Origin of the sequence: Dyella sp. KRB-257 (assembly GCF_049445995.1) — a bacterium.
Taxonomy (GTDB): domain Bacteria; phylum Pseudomonadota; class Gammaproteobacteria; order Xanthomonadales; family Rhodanobacteraceae; genus Dyella_A.
Map to the genome: position 1 here is coordinate 95,145 of NZ_JBMSDZ010000013.1, position 18,515 is coordinate 113,659.

At 69.5% G+C, this 18,515-nt stretch carries 14 protein-coding genes; 8 read left to right on the top strand and 6 right to left on the bottom strand.

All coding sequences use genetic code 11. The features are described from left to right. Positions 1–10: 10 nt before the first annotated feature. The 7 genes from ACO2Q2_RS11590 to ACO2Q2_RS11620 all read left to right on the top strand — a co-directional run bounded on the left by ACO2Q2_RS11590 (position 11) and on the right by ACO2Q2_RS11620 (position 8,581). Positions 11–1,099 carry an efflux RND transporter periplasmic adaptor subunit gene (locus ACO2Q2_RS11590; RefSeq protein ID WP_423255935.1) on the top strand — a complete coding sequence of 363 codons (1,089 nt, stop codon included), beginning with the start codon at positions 11–13 and terminating at the stop codon, positions 1,097–1,099. Further along, positions 1,092–4,355 (top strand): efflux RND transporter permease subunit, encoded by a 3,264-nt coding sequence (locus ACO2Q2_RS11595; RefSeq protein ID WP_423255936.1) that lies wholly within the window; start codon positions 1,092–1,094, stop codon positions 4,353–4,355. Before ACO2Q2_RS11590 ends, ACO2Q2_RS11595 begins: the two co-directional genes overlap by 8 nt. Next, on the top strand, positions 4,352–4,819 hold the full coding sequence (locus ACO2Q2_RS11600) for an OsmC family protein (RefSeq protein ID WP_423255937.1): 468 nt from the start codon (positions 4,352–4,354) through the stop codon (positions 4,817–4,819). The genes ACO2Q2_RS11595 and ACO2Q2_RS11600 overlap by 4 nt, the downstream gene beginning before the upstream one ends. 136 nt (positions 4,820–4,955) lie before the next feature. After that, positions 4,956–5,570, top strand: a complete 615-nt coding sequence (locus ACO2Q2_RS11605; RefSeq protein ID WP_423255938.1) for an OmpW/AlkL family protein — start codon at positions 4,956–4,958, stop codon at positions 5,568–5,570. Between the two features lie 52 nt (positions 5,571–5,622). Then, positions 5,623–7,230, top strand: coding sequence for a cytochrome ubiquinol oxidase subunit I (locus ACO2Q2_RS11610; protein ID WP_423255939.1), 1,608 nt, complete (start codon positions 5,623–5,625; stop codon positions 7,228–7,230). 3 nt (positions 7,231–7,233) lie between these two features. Beyond that, entirely contained in the window at positions 7,234–8,367 is a 1,134-nt protein-coding gene (gene cydB / locus ACO2Q2_RS11615; protein ID WP_423255940.1) for a cytochrome d ubiquinol oxidase subunit II, read from the top strand. 10 nt (positions 8,368–8,377) lie between these two features. Continuing rightward, a complete protein-coding gene (locus tag ACO2Q2_RS11620; protein ID WP_423255941.1) occupies positions 8,378–8,581 on the top strand; it encodes a hypothetical protein in 204 nt (67 codons plus the stop codon). A 55-nt stretch (positions 8,582–8,636) separates the two neighbouring features. Here ACO2Q2_RS11620 and cydC read toward each other — a convergent pair whose 3' ends face one another. From cydC to ACO2Q2_RS11640, 4 genes are all read right to left on the bottom strand, one after another. Then, entirely contained in the window at positions 8,637–10,397 is a 1,761-nt protein-coding gene (gene cydC, locus ACO2Q2_RS11625) for a thiol reductant ABC exporter subunit CydC (RefSeq protein WP_423255942.1), read from the bottom strand. Then, complete coding sequence (gene cydD / locus ACO2Q2_RS11630; protein WP_423255943.1) at positions 10,394–12,145, bottom strand: thiol reductant ABC exporter subunit CydD; 1,752 nt, start codon at positions 12,143–12,145, stop codon at positions 10,394–10,396. The genes cydC and cydD overlap by 4 nt, the downstream gene beginning before the upstream one ends. 80 nt (positions 12,146–12,225) lie before the next feature. Further along, positions 12,226–14,760, bottom strand: a complete 2,535-nt coding sequence (locus tag ACO2Q2_RS11635; protein ID WP_423255944.1) for a cation-translocating P-type ATPase — start codon at positions 14,758–14,760, stop codon at positions 12,226–12,228. 67 nt (positions 14,761–14,827) lie between these two features. Next, positions 14,828–15,265: a universal stress protein gene (locus tag ACO2Q2_RS11640; RefSeq protein WP_423255945.1), complete on the bottom strand. Its 438-nt coding sequence runs from the start codon at positions 15,263–15,265 to the stop codon at positions 14,828–14,830. A 300-nt stretch (positions 15,266–15,565) separates the two neighbouring features. On the opposite strand from ACO2Q2_RS11640, the gene ACO2Q2_RS11645 reads away from it, so the two are divergent. Then, a complete protein-coding gene (locus ACO2Q2_RS11645) occupies positions 15,566–16,366 on the top strand; it encodes a universal stress protein (protein WP_423255946.1) in 801 nt (266 codons plus the stop codon). Between the two features lie 12 nt (positions 16,367–16,378). Here the strand turns inward: ACO2Q2_RS11645 and ACO2Q2_RS11650 are convergent, their stop codons facing one another. After that, positions 16,379–17,140 carry a murein L,D-transpeptidase catalytic domain family protein gene (locus ACO2Q2_RS11650; protein WP_423255950.1) on the bottom strand — a complete coding sequence of 254 codons (762 nt, stop codon included), beginning with the start codon at positions 17,138–17,140 and terminating at the stop codon, positions 16,379–16,381. Between the two features lie 107 nt (positions 17,141–17,247). Then, positions 17,248–18,258, bottom strand: coding sequence for a L,D-transpeptidase family protein (locus tag ACO2Q2_RS11655; RefSeq protein WP_423255947.1), 1,011 nt, complete (start codon positions 18,256–18,258; stop codon positions 17,248–17,250). Between the last annotated feature and the right edge of the window lie 257 nt (positions 18,259–18,515).

Sequence of the window (18,515 nt, forward strand, 5' to 3'; positions counted from 1 at the left end):
AGAGACCGACATGACCGTGCGCGTGCGCCGCCTGGCTCCCTTTTTCGCGCTGGCGCTGCTCGCCGGCTGCGGCGGCAAGTCCGCGTCCGAAGTGGGCCAGGCGTCCCGGCCATCGCTGGCCTCGGTGGTGATCCATGCCGGCGAAGCATCCCGCGAGCAGACCTGGGACGGCGTCGTCGAGGCGGTCAACCAGGTCACCCTGACCGCGCAGACCAACGCCCGCGTGCTGGCCCTGCCCCACGACGTCAACGACGTGGTGCCGGCCGGCGCGGTGCTGGTGCGCTTCACCGACGTGGAGCAGCGCTCCTCGCGTGACGCGGCGCTGGCGCAGCTCGCCTCGGCGCGGGCCAGCTACAGCGATGCGCAGGCGTCGTACGAGCGCTTTGCCGCGCTGCTGCCCAAGGGCTACGTGTCCAAGTCGGACATGGACAGCGTGCGTGCCCGGCGCGACGCCGCCAAGGCCGCGCTGGACGCGGCGCAGGCGCAACTGGCGCAGGCCAGACAGAGCGTCGACTACACCGAGGTGCGCGCGCCCTACGCGGGCGTGATCACCCGCCGCTTCGTGCACGTGGGCGAAGCAGTGCAGTCGGGCCCGCCCTCGCCGCAGCCGCTGATCGCGATGGAGTCGCTCGACGCGCTGCGGGTCAGCGTGCAGGTGCCGCAGGGTTCGGTCGACGCGATCCGTGCCGCGAAGAGCGCGACCATCATCGCCAATGGGCGCCGCGTGCCGGCTGGCGACATCACCGTGTTCCCGTATGCCGACCCGGCCACGCATACCTTCACCGTGCGCGTCGACGTGCCGGGACAGGACAGCGGGCTTCGCCCGGGGACGTCGGTCAAGGTGGCGTTCCCGGTCGGCGATGCGAGGCAACTGCTGGTGCCGGCTTCCGCGCTGGTGCGGCGTGGCGAGCTGATCGGCGTCTACGTGATCGGCGATCATGGGGTGTCGCTGCGCCAGCTGCGCGTGGGCGATCCGGTGGGCGACCGGGTGCAGGTGCTGGCCGGCCTGGACGACGGCGAGACCATCGCCACCGACCCGGTGGCCGCGTTGAACTACCTTGCGCAGCAGCGCGCCAAGGACGCGACCGGCCATGAGTGAGGCAGGGAGGATGGGCATTTCCGGGCGCATCGCACGGGCCTTCCAGGCTTCGCAGATCACCCCGCTGCTGGCCCTGGCGGGCCTGCTGCTGGGCATCGCCGCGGCGATCATCACGCCCAAGGAAGAGGATCCGCAGATCGAGGTCACCATGGCCAACGTCATGGTGCCGTTCCCCGGCGCCAGCGTGGACAACGTCGAGCATCTGGTCTCGTTCCCGCTGGAGCAGAAGCTCTCGGAGATCCGCGGCATCAAGCACGTCTACTCGATGAGCCGCCCGGGCATGGCGGTGGTGACGGTCGAGTTCCAGGTCGGCGTGCCGCGCCAGGAGGCGCTGGTGCGGCTGTACAACAAGATCTATTCGAACGCCGACTGGGCGCCGCCGGGCCTCGGCATCGGCCAGGCGCTGGTCAAGCCGTACGGCATCGACGACGTGCCGATGATGGCACTCACGCTGTGGTCGGATCGCCCGGAGGTGGACGCCGAGCAACTGGCCCGTGTCGCACATACCCTCGAAACCGAGGTCAAAAGCATCCCGGGTACGCGTGACGTCTACACGCTCGGTGCGCCCGACCGCGCGGTGACGGTGCAGATCGATCCGTCGAGGCTGGCCAACTACCAGCTCACCGTCGGCGATCTTGCCCAGGCGCTGAAGGCGGCCAACATGGCGGCCGACGTCGGCAGCGAGATCGGCGACAACCGCAACGTGCCGGTGAAGGCCGGTCGCCTGCTGATGCATGCCGACGAGGTCGCGCATCTGGTGATCGGACTGTCCGGTGGCAAGCCGGTGTACCTGTCCGACGTGGCGCAGGTGGCCGCCGGCGCCGACCAGCCCAGCCAGTTCGTCTCGTTCGGCACGCCGCCGGGCAAGACCGGCCCGCTCGCCGGTCTGGTGCCGGCGGTGACCATCGCGATCGGCAAGAAGGCAGGCACCAACGCGCACACCATCGCCAGCGAGGTGCAGGCGCGCATCGCCGCGCTGCGCAACGTCTCGATCCCGGACAGCGTGCACGTCACGATGACCCGTGACTACGGCTATACCGCCAACCAGAAGGCCGACGAGCTGATGCTGCACCTGGCGCTGGCCGCGCTGGCGGTGGTGGCGCTGGTGCTGTTCGCGCTGGGCTGGCGCGAGGCGGTGGTGGTCGGCGTGGCGGTGGTGGTGACGCTGGCGATCACCCTGTTCGCCTCGTGGGCGATCGGTTTCACCATCAACCGCGTGTCGCTGTTTGCGCTGATCTTCTCCATCGGCATCCTGGTCGACGACGCCATCGTGGTGGTGGAGAACATCCACCGGCACATGGCGCGGGGCGGCAAGCGTCTGCTGGAGGCGATTCCGCAGGCGGTGGACGAGGTCGGCGGCCCGACCATCCTGGCCACCTTCACGGTGATCGCCGCGCTGCTGCCGATGGCCTTCGTCGGCGGCCTGATGGGCCCGTACATGCGCCCGATCCCGATCAACGCCTCGGCCGGCATGCTGATCTCGCTGGCGGTGGCCTTCGTGGTCACGCCGTGGCTGGCCTTCCGCCTGCTCGGTCATCACGAGCGCCACGCGCAGCCGATCGGTGAGGCGGCCAGGCCATCGCGCGTCGATGCGTTCCTGCAGCGCTTCTTCATGCGCCTGATGACGCCGTTCCTGGTGGGCCGTGGCGCGCCGCGGAAACGCCGCCTGCTGTTCGCCGGCATGGGCCTGCTGGTGCTGCTGGCGGTGGGCCTGGTGGGCATGAAGGCGGTGATCCTGAAGATGCTGCCGTTCGACAACAAGAGCGAGTTCCAGGTGGTGCTCAACATGCCCGAGGGCTCCACCCTCGAGCAGACCCAGCGCGTGCTGGTGGAGATGAGCCAGGTGATCGACAAGGTGCCGGAGGTGAAGGATTTCCAGCTCTACGCCGGCACCTCCGCGCCGATGAACTTCAACGGCCTGGTGCGCCAGTACTACCTGCGCAACCAGCCGTACCAGGGCGACATCCAGGTCAACCTGGTCGACAAGGACGAGCGTACGCGGCAGAGCCACGAGATCGCCAGTTCGGTACATCCGGCGCTGGCCGCGGTGGCGCGCAAGTACCACGCCCACATGGTGCTGGCCGAGGTGCCGCCGGGTCCGCCGGTGATGGCGCCGATCGTGGCCGAAATCTACGGGCCGTCCTACGGCGGGCAGCGCCAGTTGGCGCTGACGATGGAGCGGATGTTCGACAAGACCGACGGCATCGCCGACATCAATTCGAGCGTGGAGAGCCCGGCCGCACGCCGCAAGGTGCTCGAGATCGACCGCGGACATGCCGCCACGCTGGGCGTGAGCCAGGCCGAGATCGTCGCGGTGCTGCAGGCGGCGATGGGCGGCGACCGCGCCACCTACCTGGGCGAGCCCGGCATCAAGTACGCGGTGCCCGCGCTGCTGCGGCTGTCGCCGGCCGCGCTGGCGTCGACCCCGACCATCCTCTCGCTGCGGGTGCGTTCGCGCAGCGGTGCGCTGATCCCGCTGTCGGAGGTGGTGAAGGTGAGCGACGAGCCGTGGGCCGGCGCGGTCTACCACAAGGATCTGCGCCCCTATGCCTTCGTCACCGCGGACGATGCCGGCAGCGAGGACAGCCCGATCTACGGCATGTTCCGGCTGGTCGGCAAGCTCGGCGCGGGCAAGGTGGACGGAAACACGCTCACCCAGCACTTCACCGGGGCGCCGATCGGCGCCGACCACTACGCGATCAGCTGGAGCGGCGAGTGGGAGATCACCTACGAGACTTTCCGCGACATGGGCATCGCCTATTCGGTGGGCCTGGTGCTGATCTACCTGCTGGTGGTCGGCCAGTTCCGCAGCTACCTGGTGCCGCTGGTGATCATGTCGCCGATCCCGCTGACGGTGATCGGCGTGATGCCGGGCCACTGGCTGCTCGGCGCGCAGTTCACCGCCACCTCGATGATCGGCATGATCGCGCTGGCCGGCATCATCGTGCGCAACTCGATCCTGCTGGTGGACTTCATCAACCACGCGATCGCCAGCGGCCTGCCGCTGGAAGAGGCGGTGATCGAGGCCGGCGCGGTGCGCGCCAAGCCGATCGTCCTGACCGCCATCGCGGCGATGCTCGGCGCGTTCTTCATCCTCACCGATCCGATTTTCCAGGGCCTGGCGGTGTCGCTGGTGTTCGGCGTGCTGGTGTCCACCGTGCTCACCCTGCTGGTGATCCCGCTGCTGTATTACGCCATGCTTGACCGGCGCCGCCGGAAGACCGCGGCGATCGCCGATGAAGGAGCGCACGCATGAGCGAGACCCAGGAATTCACCCTGACCCTGACCCAGGAGAGCGACTACGTTTTCCGTATCGCCTTCGACGACACGCCGATCCCCGAGCTGGTGACCGACGAGACCGCACCGCTGGGTGGCGACCAGGGCCCGAACCCGTCGCGCCTGCTGGTGGCGGCCGTGGCGAACTGCCTCAGTGCGAGCCTGCTGTTCGCGCTGCGCAAGTTCAAGAACAACCCGGGCACGCTGGTGACCCGGGCACGTGCGACGCTGGGCCGCAATGAGGAAGGACGGCTGCGGGTGCAGCATATCGCCGTCACGCTGGAGCTGCCCGAGGCGGTGGCCGACTACCAGCAGGCCGAGCGCCTGCTGGCGCAGTTCGAGCACTTCTGCGTGGTGACCGGCAGCGTGCGCGATGGCGTGCCGGTGGAGGTGAGCGTGCGCGACCGCGATGGCCAGCTGGTCCATCACAGCGAGGCGGAGTAGGGCGGGCGATCGAGGGCTGCGGCAGGGCGTCGCAGCAAGACGGATCGGGTCGAAAGAACTGACGGCGGTCAACAGGCGAAACGAAGGGCTGATGACAATGCATCCGTCTTTCGACACAAAAACAAAGGAACGCCCCATGAAAGCATCCGCTCTTGCCCTGACCGCCCTGGCCCTCGCCTTTGGTGCCGCATCCGCCGCCCACGCCGCCGATACCTCGCCGTGGGTGTTCCGGGTCGGCGTCCACACCGTCAATCCGAAGTCCAACAACGGCACCCTGGCCGGCATGAAGGCCACCATCGACAGCGACACCAAGCCGACCTTCAGCATCGAATACATGTTCGATCGCCACTGGGGTGTCGATGTGCTTGCCGCGCTGCCGTTCAAGCACACCGTGCGCCTCGACGGCACGGCCGCCGCGACCACCAAGCACCTGCCGCCGACGGTGGGCGTGAACTACCACTTCATGCCCGATGCCATGGTGTCCCCGTTCGTCGGCGTCGGCCTGAACTACACCCGCTTCTTCGAAACCCGCGGTGTCGGTCCGCTGCAGGGTACGCATGTAAGCATCGCAAACAGTTTCGGCGCAGCCGCGCACGTCGGCCTCGATTTCCGCATCAACGATCGCTGGCTGGCCACTGCGGATGTACGCTGGATGAGCATCGCCGATGACGTGAAGGTAAACGGCAGCAAGGTCGGCAAGGCCAGCATCGACCCGCTGGCCTACGGCCTGAGCATCGGTTACCGCTACTGATGCCGGCGAGGCGATCACCTTCGTCCACTAGGGAACCAAGGGAACCAAGGACATGATCGACAGCACGGTCGTTGAACTCTCGCGGTGGCAGTTCGCGGTCACCGCGCTCTACCACTATCTGTTCGTTCCGCTCACCCTCGGCTTGAGCTTCTTCATCGCGGCGGTGGAGACGGTATACGTCACCACCGGCAAGACCATCTACCGCGAGATGGCCGAGTTCTGGGGCAAGTTGTTCATCATCAACACGGCCCTGGGCATCGCCACCGGCCTGACCATGGAATTCGAGTTCGGCACCAACTGGTCGTTCTATTCGGGTTTCGTCGGCGACATCTTCGGCGCGCCGCTGGCGATCGAAGGGCTGATGGCGTTCTTCATGGAGTCCACCTTCGTGGGCCTCATGATCTTCGGCTGGAGGCGGCTGACCAGGGTGCAGCATCTGCTGGTGACGTACCTGGTGGCCTTCGGCGCCAACCTGTCGGCGCTGTGGATCCTGATCGCCAACAGTTTCATGCAGAACCCGGTGGGCGCGAAGTTCAACCCGGTCACCATGCGCATGGAGCTGGCCAGCTTCTCCGAACTGATCTTCAGCCACGATGCCCAGGCCAAGTTCGTGCACACCAGCATCGCCGGCTACGTCACCGCGGCGATCTTCGTCACCGGCATCAGCGCGTTCTACATGGTCCGCAACCGGCACATGGCGATGGCGCGGCGCTCGTTCCGCATGGCGGCGCTGTTCGGCGTGCTGGCGACCGCCGGCGTGATCACCCTGGGCGACGCGCTCGGCTTCGTCGGCGGCCAGGCGCAGCCGTCCAAGCTGGCGGCGATGGAGGCGATGTGGGAGACCGCCCCGGCCCCGGCGCCGTTCAACGTGATCGCCTGGCCGTCGCAGGACGAGAAGCGCAACCTGTTCGAAGTGCAGGTGCCCTACGTGCTGACGCCCCTGCTGACCCACACCATGACGCAGGAAGTCCCGGGCGTGGACCGCATCGAGGCGGACGCGGCGCGGCGGATCGCCAACGGCATTCCGGCGGTGGCGGCATTGAAGGTGCTCAGTGCCGACCCGACCGATGCCGATGCGCTGGCCCGGTTCAACGCGCACCAGTCCGACCTCGGCTATGGCTTCCTGGTCAAGCGTTATGCCGCCGACCAGGACGTGGAGAAGGCCACCCCGGCGGACATCCGGAGGGCGGCGAACGACGCGGTGCCGAACGTCTTCGCGATGTTCTGGAGTTTCCGCGCGATGGTGGGCCTGGGCCTGCTGATGCTCGCCTACTTCGTGCTGGCGGTGATCTATTCGGTGCGCAACGACGTGCAGCACAAGCGCTGGTTCCTGCGGCTGGCGCCATGGATGATCCCGGTGCCGTTCATCGCCAACGAGTTCGGCTGGCTCACCGCCGAGATCGGCCGTCAGCCATGGACGGTGTACGGCCTGCTGCCGACCTGGATGTCCGCCTCCAGCCACAGCGTCGGCTACATGGTGTTCTCGCTGATCGGTTTCGTCGCCCTCTACACGGTGTTCATCGTGATCGAGATGTTCCTGATGGTGAAGTTCATCAAGAAGGGTCCGCATGACGCGGATCACCGCCCGGCACCGACGTCGCGCCCCGCCATGGGCGGTGGTCATGCGTCGGCTGTCGCCATGATGCGCAAGGAGGACTGAGCGATGGAACTGTATTTCGCATTCAAGCTGCTCTGGTGGCTGCTGCTTGGCGTGCTGCTGATGGGCCTGGCGATCATGGTCGGCATGGACATGGGCGTGGGCACGCTGCTGCGCTTCGTGGGGCGTGACGACAACGAACGCCGGGTCTGCCTCAACGCCATCGGCCCGCACTGGGACGGCAACCAGGTGTGGTTCATCCTGGGCGGCGGGGCGATCTTCGCGGCGTTCCCGCTGATCTACGCCACGGCGTTCTCCGGGCTCTATATCGTGATGCTGCTGCTGTTGTGGACGATGATCGTGCGCCCGCTCGGTTTCGAATACCGCAGCAAGCTGCAGTCGCCGGCCTGGCGCAACGCGTGGGACTGGGCGCTGCTGGTCAGCGGCGCGGTGCCGATGATCATCTACGGCGCCGCGATGGGGAACATGCTGCAGGGGGTGCCGTTCCACTTCGACTGGGACATGCGCTCGTACTACACCGGCAGCTTCGTTTCCCTGTTCAACCCGTTCGCCGTGCTGTGCGGCCTGCTCTCGCTGTCGCTGTCGATCTACATGGGCGGCGTGATGCTGCTCGGCCGCACGGGCGGCGCGATCGCCCCGCGGGCGCGCAAGGCGGCGATGGGCGCGGCAGTGGCTGCGATAGGCCTGTTCACGCTCGGCGGCATCTGGGTGTCGACCATGCACGGCTACGTGCTCGATCACTCGCCGGCGCCGGGCCTGCCGCAGAACCCGCTGCAGCAGCAGGTGAGCGTGGTGGCCGGCGGCCTGCTGGCCAACTTCCGCGCGCAGCCGCTGCTGTGGGCGGTTCCCGCGCTGGGCTATGCCGGCATGCTGCTGGGCCTGCTGGCGGTGCGGGCGCGGCGCCCGACGCTGGCCTGGTGGCTGGGCGCGCTGGCGTGGATCGGCGTGATCGGCACGGTGGGGGCGGCATTGTTCCCGTTCCTGATGCCCTCCAGCACCGAGCCCTCGCAGAGCCTGACCATCTGGAACTCGGTATCCAGCCAGACCACGCTGCTGTGGGCGACCGGCTTCGCCGCGGTGTTCGTGCCGCTGGTGATCTGGTACACGAGCTGGGCCTTCTGGGTGATGCGCGGCGAGGTGGATGCCCACGCCATCGAACACGACGATCACGCTTACTGAGGGGCACGCCATGAAGACGTTTCTGCAGTTCCTGATCTACATGCTGCTGGCCGTGGTGGCGATCGTGATGGGAGTGATCCTGGGCGACTACGGCTCGTGGTATTTCGCCTGGTTCGTGGGCACCGCGATGATCGTGCTGGTGGCCGCCGCCGGCGGCGCCTGGATGGACGCGCACGACGAGACGTCCGAAGAAGACGGCAGCGCCGCCCGCTGACGGGAGAGTCGTCGGGTGAGGGCGAGGGGACCGGCAACGGTCCCCTTCGTTTTTGTCAGCCCAGCAGATCCTGCAGCGCCCGGTACGGACCATCGGTGGCCGCCAGCGCGGCCGGGCTGCCCCGCTGCACGATGCGCCCGGCATCCAGCACCGCCACTTCGTCGACCAGACCGGCGAGCGGGCCGAGCTGGTGGGTGATCAGCAGCACGGTGCGGCCGGCCATGGCGCCGGCCAGCGAGTCGTACAGCGCGCCGGCGGTAGCGGCATCGAGCCCTTCGGTGGGTTCGTCCAGCAGCAGGATCGGCGCGTCCTTGAGCAGGGCGCGGGCGATCGCGAGACGACGCGCCTGGCCGCCGGACAGCCGCGTGCCGGCCTCGCCGAGCGACGTGTGGTAACCGTCGGGGAGGGCCTCGATCACCTCATGCACGCGCGCCGCGCGGCAGGCTGCCTCGATGCTGACGGCATCGGCATCGGGTCTGGCCAGCAACAGGTTGTCCAGCACGCTGCCGTTGAACAAGTAGGCGTCCTGCGAGACCACCGCGATGTGGCGGCGGGCATCGTCCGGCGCGTAGTCGTCGAGCGGATGGCCGCCCAGCAGGATCCGGCCCTCCTGGCAGTCCCAGAAGCGCGCCAGCAACTGCAGCACGCTGCTCTTGCCGGCGCCGCTGGCGCCGACCAGGGCGGTGCGCGAGCCCGGGGCGAGCGTGAGGTCGAATCGGTCCAGCACCCACGGCTGCGACGGGTCGTAACGGAAGCGCACGCCATCGAACACCACGCCCGCGTCGAGCGGAGTCGGCGACTCGCCTGCCGGCGAGCTGACGGCCGGTTCGGCGTCGACCACCGCAAAGATGCGCCGCGCCGCGGCCAGTTGCTCGCCCAGCATCTGGAACGCCAGCGGCAGCGGCATCACCGCCTCGAACGCGGCCATCGCGAACAGCGCCAGCATCGCCAGTTGTGCCGGGGCGATCGCGCCCTGCGCAACCGCGGGAGCGACCGCGATCACCGCCCACCACAGGGCGAGATGGGCGCACAGGCCGACGGCACCGGTGGCCAGGCCGGAGAGCCCGCTCAGCTGGCGCTGGTCGTCGAGCAGGGTTTCCGACTGCTGCTGCACCCTGGCGTGCCAGCGTCCCTGCGCCCGGTAGACGCGCAGTTCGGCGTCGCCACCCAGCGCATCGGCCACGGTATTGCGCAGTGCCGTGCGTGTCTGCACCACGCGGGCGCCGGCGGCCGCGCCGCGGCGCTGCAGCCAGCGCGGCAGCCACACGCCGGCCGAGGCCAGCAGCAGGGCGGTGCCCAGGGCCACCGGCACGCTGAAAACCGCCATCACCGCGACGATCGCCACGCTGGCCAGCGCCGCGACCGCCACCGGCACGAACAGGCGCAGGTAGAGCTGGTTGAGCGTGTCGATGTCGGCCTGGATGCGCGACAGCAGGTCGGTCGCGCGCAGTGCCTGCAGCCGGGCGGGAGCCAGCGGCTCCAGGCGCTCGTAGAACCACACCCGCAACTGGGCCAGCAGGCGGAAGGTGGCCTCGTGGGTGATCAGCCGTTCCAGATATCTGCCGCCGGTGCGAGTGAGCGCGAAGGCGCGGATCAGCGCGGCCGGCGTGAAATAGTTGAACGCGATCCCCGCGACCCCGGCCAGCGCCATCGACGCGATGAAGTGCCCCGATACCGCCAGCAGGCCGACGTTGGCGAGCAGGGCGGCGTTGGCGAGCAGTGCGCCGGCGAGCATCCAGCCGACGTAGGGCCGGAACAGCGTCCACAGGCGACGCATGTCCGCCCGGGATTGTGCGGACAGGTCCCGGCGCTTCATGCGGCCACCTGCTGTGCGGCGGCGAGCAGGCGGGCGAACGGCCCGGAGCCGGCGCGCAGCCGGGCGACCGGGCCCTGCTCGGCCACGCGGCCACCCTCCATCACCACCACATGATCGGCGAGCGCCAGTGCGTGCAGCCGATGGGTCACCAGCAGCACGGTGCGGCCGCGGGCGATCCGCGCCAGCGCGGCGAGTACCTCGCGCTGGCTGTGCGCGTCCAGGTGGGCGGTCGGTTCGTCCAGCAGCAGCACCGGGGCATCCTTGAGCAGGGCCCGCGCCAGTGCCAGGCGCTGGATCTGGCCACCGGAGAGCCCGACGCCACGCTCCCCCAGCGGGGTGTCGTAGCCCTGCGGCAGGGCATCGATGAACGCCGCGGCGCCCACCGCGCGCGCCGCCTCGCGCAACGCGTCGAGGTCGGCGTCGGGGCGACCCAGGCGCAGGTTGTCGGCGACGCTGCCCTCGAACACATGCGCGCGCTGCGGCACCCAGGCCACGCGTGCCAGCCAGGCGTCCTCGTCGATCCTGGCGAGGTCGGTGTCGTCGAGCCGGATCGTTCCCGCACCCGGAGCCATGAAGCCGAGCAGCAGATGGAGCAGGGTGCTCTTGCCCGCGCCGCTGGTGCCGACCACCGCCGTGACGCGTCCGGCCGGAGCGGTGAAGGTGCAACGGTCCAGCGCGATGGTGCCATCGGCATACGTGAAGCTCAGCTCGTGCAGGGTAAGCGCCGGCGGCGCAGCGGGCGCCGGGGCGCTGCCGATGCGAACGGCGGGTGCCGACTCAGCGAGGAGCTGCACCATGCGCTCGGCCGCGCCGATCGCTTCCATGCGCAGGTGATAGACCGTGCCCATGTTGCGCAGCGGAGCGAAGAACTCGGGCGCCAGCAGCAGCGCGAACAGGCCCGGCAGGAACGCCAGCTCGCCCCACATCAGCCGGAAACCCACCAGCACCGCCACCACCGCGATGCTGACGGTGGCCAGGAACTCCAGCACCACCGAGGACAGGAACGCCACCCGCAGAACCTGCATCGTGCTGCGCCGATAATCGTCCGACACCCTGGCGACCACTTCCGCCTCACGCCGGCTGGCGCCGAGCAGCTTGAGCGTGGTCAGGCCCTGCAGCGTGTCCAGGAAGCGCGCACTGAGAAAGGCGAGCACGCGCCACTGCTTCTGGTTCAGCTCCTCGGTGCCCTTGCCGATCATCCACATGAACAGCGGTATCAGCGGCGCGCTGACCAGCATGACCAGCGCCGACACCCCGTCGGCCGGCACCACCGCCACCAGGATCACCAGCGGCACCAGCGCGGTCATGCGCATCGTCGGCAGGTAGCGCGCGTAGTAGCCTTCGAGCGCTTCCACGCCGCCGACCACGCTGTTCACCAGGTCGCCGCGTGCCTGCCCCTGCAGCCATGCCGGGCCGAGCCGCTGCAGATGGGCCAGCAGATCGGCGCGCATCGTGCGGCGCACCGTGGCACCTGCCTGGAACGCCACGCGTTCGGCGGCGCGGGCCAGCGCGAAGCGCACCGCGAACACCAGTGGCAGCGCCACCAGCGCAGGCCACATCCGGTGCAGCGGCAGGCGATGCATCACCCCGGCGTTGATCGCCCAGGCGATGAGCCACGCCTGCGCCACCAGCAGCATGCCGTTGACCAGGCCGAGCAGCATCGCTTGCCGCAGCTGCGTGCGCACCCGCGGCCGGAAGCTCTTGAGCCAGGTTTCGGGGCTCGACAGATGATCGGAGGCGGCAGGCACGCGACGGGCACCCTCGGCAGCGGAAGCGGGAAGCGTCGCGCCGGGCACGCGAGCCGCCGCAGGATAGCAGTGCCGGTTGCTCAGACGGTGCGGCGCACGAGCGCAGGATCGTGCCGCCAGCGCCGCATGACCGCCAGCCACGCGCTCGATGCGACCAGCATCGCGGCGATCGCCAGCACGGTGCGCCCATCCGGCACCGCCAGCCCCATGACCCGGCGCAGGAATGGCACGGCGATCACTGCCGTCAGCATCACCAGCACCGCGACCAGCATGCGACCTACCCACGGATTGTGCGCGGGATTGTGCGCGGCGCCGGGCATTCCCTGGCGATTGGCCAGGGTGAGCGCGAACACGCCGCCGACCAGCGCGGCAAAGACCGCCGTCCGCGCCCGTGCGACATCACCGCCGTGGGCGAGCAGCAGGCCATAGCCGGCGAGCAGCACCGACGCCACGCCGGCTCCCTGCAGCACGCCGCGGGCGAGGTTGCGCCAGGCGAACGGCGATGCCCCCGGTGCGCGTGGCGGTTGCCGCATGATCTCGTCCGACGCGGGCTCGGCCTCGAACACCACCGAGCAGGCCGGATCGATCAGCAGCTCCAGCAGCATGATGTTCACCGGCATCATCAGCAGCGGCCAGTGCGCCAGCGTGGGCACCAGCGCCAGCGCGATCACCGGCACGTGCACGGCGAACACGAAGCGGGTGGCCAGGGTGATGTTGGCGTAGATGCGCCGGCCCTGGCGGATCGCCGCCACGATGCTGGCGAAGCTGTCGTCCAGCAGCACCAGCGCGGCGGCCTCGCGCGCCACGTCGGTGCCGCGTTCGCCCATCGCGATGCCGACGTCCGCTGCCTTCAGCGCCGGCGCGTCGTTGACGCCGTCGCCGGTCATCGCCACCACGCGGTCGCCGTGGCGCAGCTGCTGCACCAGCCGCAGCTTCTGCATCGGCTGCACCCGCGCGCAGACGTCCACGGTGTCCAGTCGTGTGCGCAGGGCGTGGTCGTCCAGCGCGTCGATCTCCGCGCCGGTGAGCACTTGCGGGTGCTCGCCCAGGCCGACCATTCGCGCGATCGCCTGCGCGGTGGCCGGGTGGTCGCCGGTGAGCATGATCACCCGCACGCCGGCGGCGCGGCATTCGGCCAGCGCGGCGGGCACCTCCGGCCGCGGCGGATCGATCAACCCCACCAGGCCGAGGAAGGTGAAGGCGAAGTCATTCTGGCTGGCCGGCCACGCGCCGCCCTGCCAGGTGCCACGGGCCACGCCCAGCACGCGCAGGCCGCGTTCGGCCATCGCCTGCACCTGGAGGTGGATGGCCGCGCGCGCCGATTCGCTCAGATGGCACAGGTCCGCCACCGCCTCCGGCGCGCCCTTGGTGGCGAGCAGGTGGCAGTCCGGCGTGCCGTGCGGGTAGACGCGCGTCATGGCGAGAATGTCGGGCGAGAGGCCGTATTCGGTTTCCGGCTGCAGCTCGGCGTGCAGGTGCCCGGTGCCGCGCAGCCAGCGCTGGCCGGTGTCCTGGATCGCCTTCTCCATCGGATCGAACGGGTCGGCCGGCGTGGCCAGCACGGCGAACTCGAGCAGGGCGTGGAAGTGTTCGGGCAGCACCGGCGCTTCCATCGCGGCGAAGTGTTCGCCGTCCACGGCCAGCTCGGCCACGCGCATGCGGTTTTGGGTGAGCGTGCCGGTCTTGTCCACCGCCAGCACGGAGATGGCGCCGAGGGTTTCCACCGCATCCATGCGCCGGGTAAGCACCTTCTGCCGGGCGATGCGCCACGCGCCGAGCGCGAGGAACACGGTAAGAATCACCGGAATCTCTTCCGGCAATATCGCCATGCTCAGCGCCACGCCGGCGAGCACGCTTTCCAGCAGGCCGCGGCCGTCCCACCGCCAGGCAAGCAAAAAGTAGGCGACGGCCAGCGCGAGCCCGCTGACGGTGAGCAGGCGGATCAGCCGGCGCGACGCCCGCTGCAGGCCGGAGACCGCCTCGCGGGTGCCGGCCAGCGACTGGCCGATCGCACCGACGGCGGTGCTCGCGCCGGTGGCGAAGACTTCCGCCACGCCCACGCCGCGCGTCACCACGGTGCTGGCGGACAGCGTGCCGGCTTCGCCGGGCAACTTGCTGACCGGCACCGGCTCGCCGGTGAGCAGCGATTCGTCCACGTCGAGCTGGCCGTCGAGCAGGCGGGCGTCGGCGGCGATGCGGTCGCCCTCGTGCAGCACCAGCAGGTCGCCGACGACGACGTCCAATCCGGCCACGCGTTGTTCGACGCCGTCGCGGATCACCAGCGCGCGCGGTGCGGACAGCCCGCGCAGCGCCTCCAGCGCACGCTGCGTCTTGCGCTGCTGCGCCAGCGTGATGCCGATGACGAACAGCACCGAGGCCAGCAGGAACATCGCCTCGGCGCGGTCGCCCAGCGCGAGGTAGATGCCGCCGGCGACCAGCAGCATCAGGAACATCGGCTCGGCCAGCACGCCGAGCGCGATGCGCCACAGCGACTTGCGCCCGCCGCCGGGCAGCAGGTTGGGGCCTTGCGCGGCGAGTCGCCGTGCCGCCTCGTCGCGGCTCAGGCCGCGGCGCGCGGTGGTGGCTGTCGCAGCGCGTGGCGAGGGTGACGGCATGCGGCACTCCCGGAAGATCGCCCCGGCCCGACGCCGGTGCGCATCGGCACATCATCCACCGGAAGGCTCAGTGGCAGACCAGCACCGGCACCGTCGACTGCAAGAGCACCTTGTGCGTCTCGCTGCCGAGCAGCAGCAGGTTGAGCCCATGCCGGCCGTGCGAGCCCATCACGATCAGGTCGCAGTGCTTGTCGGCAGCCGTCTGCACGATCACCTTGTGCGGGTGGTCGTCGAGCGCGTAGTGGCTGTCGCACGCTATGCCGGCCCTGGCGGCCAGGTCGCGCACCTCGCCGAGGTAACGTTCGGCGCGGGCGATGGACTCCTGCGTGTAGGTGAGCTCGGTGGCGGCCAGCATCTCGGCCATGTACGACACGGTGTGGAACGGCGGCACCACGTGCAGGACGTGGATGCGTGCGCGGCAGGTCTGCGCCAGTTCGATGGCCATCTTCGCCGCGCGCAGTGACGGTTCCGAACCGTCGGTGGGAACCAGCAGGTGCTTGAACATGATCGACTCCCGGAAAGTGGCTGGGGACTCGAACGTATACGGCGCGGAGATTGTCCGCCTTGATGGACGTCAAGCGCGGGGTGCCGCGCACTTGCCGCGGCCCCACCATGGCTTGGCAGCGCCTGACCGGTCCGTGCGGGCAGGTGGACCCGTCCGCGGCGGATGATCCGCCGGCGTTCGATCCGCCAGCCCTTGCCGCATGGGTCCATCGGCCGGGCGCAAAGCCGGCTTGACGCCGGTCAAGACGGAGCGATGGACCCCGTGCACAATCAAAGGCACGCTCCTAGGCGAGGACAGCCCATGCTCGATCTCATCATCAACGTCGAACGGATGGACGACGACGCGCCTGCCAACGTCGTCGGCATGGCCACGGCGCGTCGGATCGGTGCCTTCGTCACCGGCATGCACGTGGTGGCGGTGTATCCGCCGATCATGGGCCTGCCCGAGGCGATGGCTCTGCTCGACACCGAGGAACGCGCCGCGCAGGCGCACGGCGGCTGGTGGCAGGGGTTGTGCGAACGCTACGGCGTGCAGGGCGAGTGGGAGGTGATCCGCGGCAGCTATGTGCCGATCCTGGCCAAGCGCTCGCGGCTGGCGCAGTTCATCGTGACCGAGCTGCCGGTGAAGAATCCCGATTCGCCGATCGGCTTCGACAACATCACCCGCGCGCTGTTCGGCGACGCCGCGCCGATGCTGCTGGTGCCGGAGACCTGGCAGGGCCCAGTCGCGCTGGAGCGCGTGCTGATCGCATGGAACGGTTCGGGCGAGGCCGCCGACGCCGTGAAGGCGGCGCTGCCGCTGCTGCAGCGCGCGAGCAAGGTGCGCGTGCTCGATGGCGAGCGCGCCGGCTTGCCGGGCCTGGCACCGCCGGTGCTACTGCTGCGCGCGTGGCTGGCCAGGCAGGGCGTGACGGTGGAGTGGGAACACTTCGACGACGCGCCCAACACCGGCAAGGCGCTGCTGGACGAAGCGCGCGCGATGGACGCCCATCTGCTGGTGATGGGCGCATGGGGACGTTCGCGGCTCAGTGAGCTGGTGCTCGGTGGCGCGACCCGCCACGTGCTGGATCACACCCATCTGCCGCTGCTGATGGCGCATTGAGCGCCCGCGCATTCACGGGCTGAGCGCGGCCTGCGTGCCGGCCTGGCCGTGGGCGTGGCCGGCATCGCCGTCCAGGCTGGCGGTGACGCTGGCGCCGCAGTTGCCCAGGGTCGCGGCGTTGCCCAGCCAGCGCTGGTCCGGGTAATAGGCGAACACCACCGAACGCTCGCGGATCGCGTCGATCAGCTTGTGCGCCACGCCTGCACGCACCGCCGGGCAGCCCCAGCTGCGGCCGATGCGTCCCTGCGTCCTGGCGAACGCCGGGCTCACGTAGTTGGCGCCGTGGATCACGATGGCGCGGCTTTCGGCGTTGTCGTTGAAGCCGTCGTCCAGGCCCTTCAGTCGCAGCGAATAGCCGTTGTGTCCCTGGTAGGTGCCGTCCGTGACGAAGGTGCCCAGGCTGGACATCAGGCTGCCCGGCGTGTTGGAGAAACGCCTGGTCAGGTTGTCGCCGCTGTTGCGTCCGTGCGCGACCCACTCGTTGAACAGCAGGGTGCGCTGGTTCACGTCGAACACCCACAGGCGCGGTTCGGTGGAGGGCCGCGAGTAGTCGATCACGCTCAAGGTGCGTGTCGGCATCGCTTTCTGCACGCACTGCAGCGCACGCGTGGCCAGGGCAATCACCTTGGGATCGGCGGCCGGTGCGGCGCGGGACAGCGCGCTGGCCAGATCACCCGATGCATCGGGCGATGCATCGGGCGATGCGGCGGCCGCCCGGGATGCAAACGTCATCATCAAAAGCAGGGAAACAACGGGGAGCACACGACGCACCAGGGTGCGAGGGGCAAGGATCGACATGGGGATTACCGCATTCAGCTGGGACGGGCGGCGGCCAGTCTGGCCAGCGCAAGCTGAACGAATTGTCAGGGAAAACTGAACGGTCAGCGGCTTCCGTGATTTTTGACCGGCTTGGCGCCGGTGCCGGCCGCGGGCTCGGATTCGAGCAGCTTGGCGTAAGGCGGTCCGGCCGGATTGCCGTAACCCGGCAAGTCGGTCACCAGCACGGTGGAACCAGGTACCAGCGCCTCGCGCAGGCGAGCGCCGAATGATTCAGGAACCCGCAGGTGGCTGGCCATCTGGCCTGGCTCGGGCACCGGACCGCCGCCCAGGATGCGGTAGGCCGACCAGTTCGGCAGGCCGCGGGGCACCGCCGTCTCGGGACCGTTGGGGCGGGCGCCGGTCATCACGTACAGCACGATGCCGCTGAGGGCAGGGTCGGCCACCATGTCGAGCGGTGAACTGTCGACCAGCAGGCCGCCGCGCAGCACGTAAACGGCGCGGTCGTGGGTGCTCGCCACCACGCTGACCGGCGGCGTCGGTTCGGCGGCCAGCGTGGTGGCGCCTGCCGATGCGGGTGCGATCACCGTGGCCGCCGACATCGGCGCGCCGTTCAGGTCGATCGGTGCCACGGCCGCCGGGTGGGCGATCCGCGCGGGTGATATGCGGGCGTCGGCCACCACCACGATGCCGCCGCGCCGGGTGATCGCAAACAGCTTCTCGGCGAAGGCCTGCGGCAGGCGCACGCAGCCGTGCGAAGCCGGGTGGCCGGGCAGGGTGCCGCCATGCAGCGCGATGCCGTCCCAGGTGAGCCGCTGCATGTACGGCATCGGCGCGTCGTCGTAGAGGTTGGAACGGTGTTCGCGCTTCTTCTGCAGGATGGTGTAGACCCCCGGCGGCGTCTCGTAGCCGGGCTTGCCCGAGCTGATCGGGCCGGCGCCGATCGCCACGCCGTTGCGATACACGTAGATCTGCTGCTCGTCCAGGCTCACCACCACCACTACCGGGCCGCTGGGGGCGATTTCCGGATGCCAGAAGAAGCGCGTACTGCCGGTCGCCCTGCTGGCACCGATCGTGACCAGTGCCAGCAGGGCGTACAGGATCAGGGCAGGCAAGTGACGGGACGCATGGCGTCGAGGGTGGTGCATGAAGTTCAGCGAGGTTGGCGCTCACGTGTGGCCGCGGTCGGGCAGGGGCTCGACCATCATGGCCTCCGGCAGCCGCCCCGGCAACTCGGTGTTGGCTCGGAACGTGTCAACAGTAACCCAACACACGGCGCGAGATTTCTATGTAACAACCTCGGGGATGCCGGTGTCGACCGGGGTGGGGACGAGGCGTAGGGCGCCAGCGGTGTCGAGCAGTTGCGTGGCCT

Coding starts and splice junctions, on each gene's coding strand:
- ACO2Q2_RS11590 (WP_423255935.1), top strand. CDS start 11: ATGACCGTGCGCGTGCGCCGCCTGGCTCCCTTTTTCGCGCTGGCGCTG.
- ACO2Q2_RS11595 (WP_423255936.1), top strand. CDS start 1,092: ATGAGTGAGGCAGGGAGGATGGGCATTTCCGGGCGCATCGCACGGGCC.
- ACO2Q2_RS11600 (WP_423255937.1), top strand. CDS start 4,352: ATGAGCGAGACCCAGGAATTCACCCTGACCCTGACCCAGGAGAGCGAC.
- ACO2Q2_RS11605 (WP_423255938.1), top strand. CDS start 4,956: ATGAAAGCATCCGCTCTTGCCCTGACCGCCCTGGCCCTCGCCTTTGGT.
- ACO2Q2_RS11610 (WP_423255939.1), top strand. CDS start 5,623: ATGATCGACAGCACGGTCGTTGAACTCTCGCGGTGGCAGTTCGCGGTC.
- cydB (WP_423255940.1), top strand. CDS start 7,234: ATGGAACTGTATTTCGCATTCAAGCTGCTCTGGTGGCTGCTGCTTGGC.
- ACO2Q2_RS11620 (WP_423255941.1), top strand. CDS start 8,378: ATGAAGACGTTTCTGCAGTTCCTGATCTACATGCTGCTGGCCGTGGTG.
- cydC (WP_423255942.1), bottom strand. CDS start 10,397: ATGAAGCGCCGGGACCTGTCCGCACAATCCCGGGCGGACATGCGTCGC.
- ACO2Q2_RS11635 (WP_423255944.1), bottom strand. CDS start 14,760: ATGCCGTCACCCTCGCCACGCGCTGCGACAGCCACCACCGCGCGCCGC.
- ACO2Q2_RS11640 (WP_423255945.1), bottom strand. CDS start 15,265: ATGTTCAAGCACCTGCTGGTTCCCACCGACGGTTCGGAACCGTCACTG.
- ACO2Q2_RS11645 (WP_423255946.1), top strand. CDS start 15,566: ATGCTCGATCTCATCATCAACGTCGAACGGATGGACGACGACGCGCCT.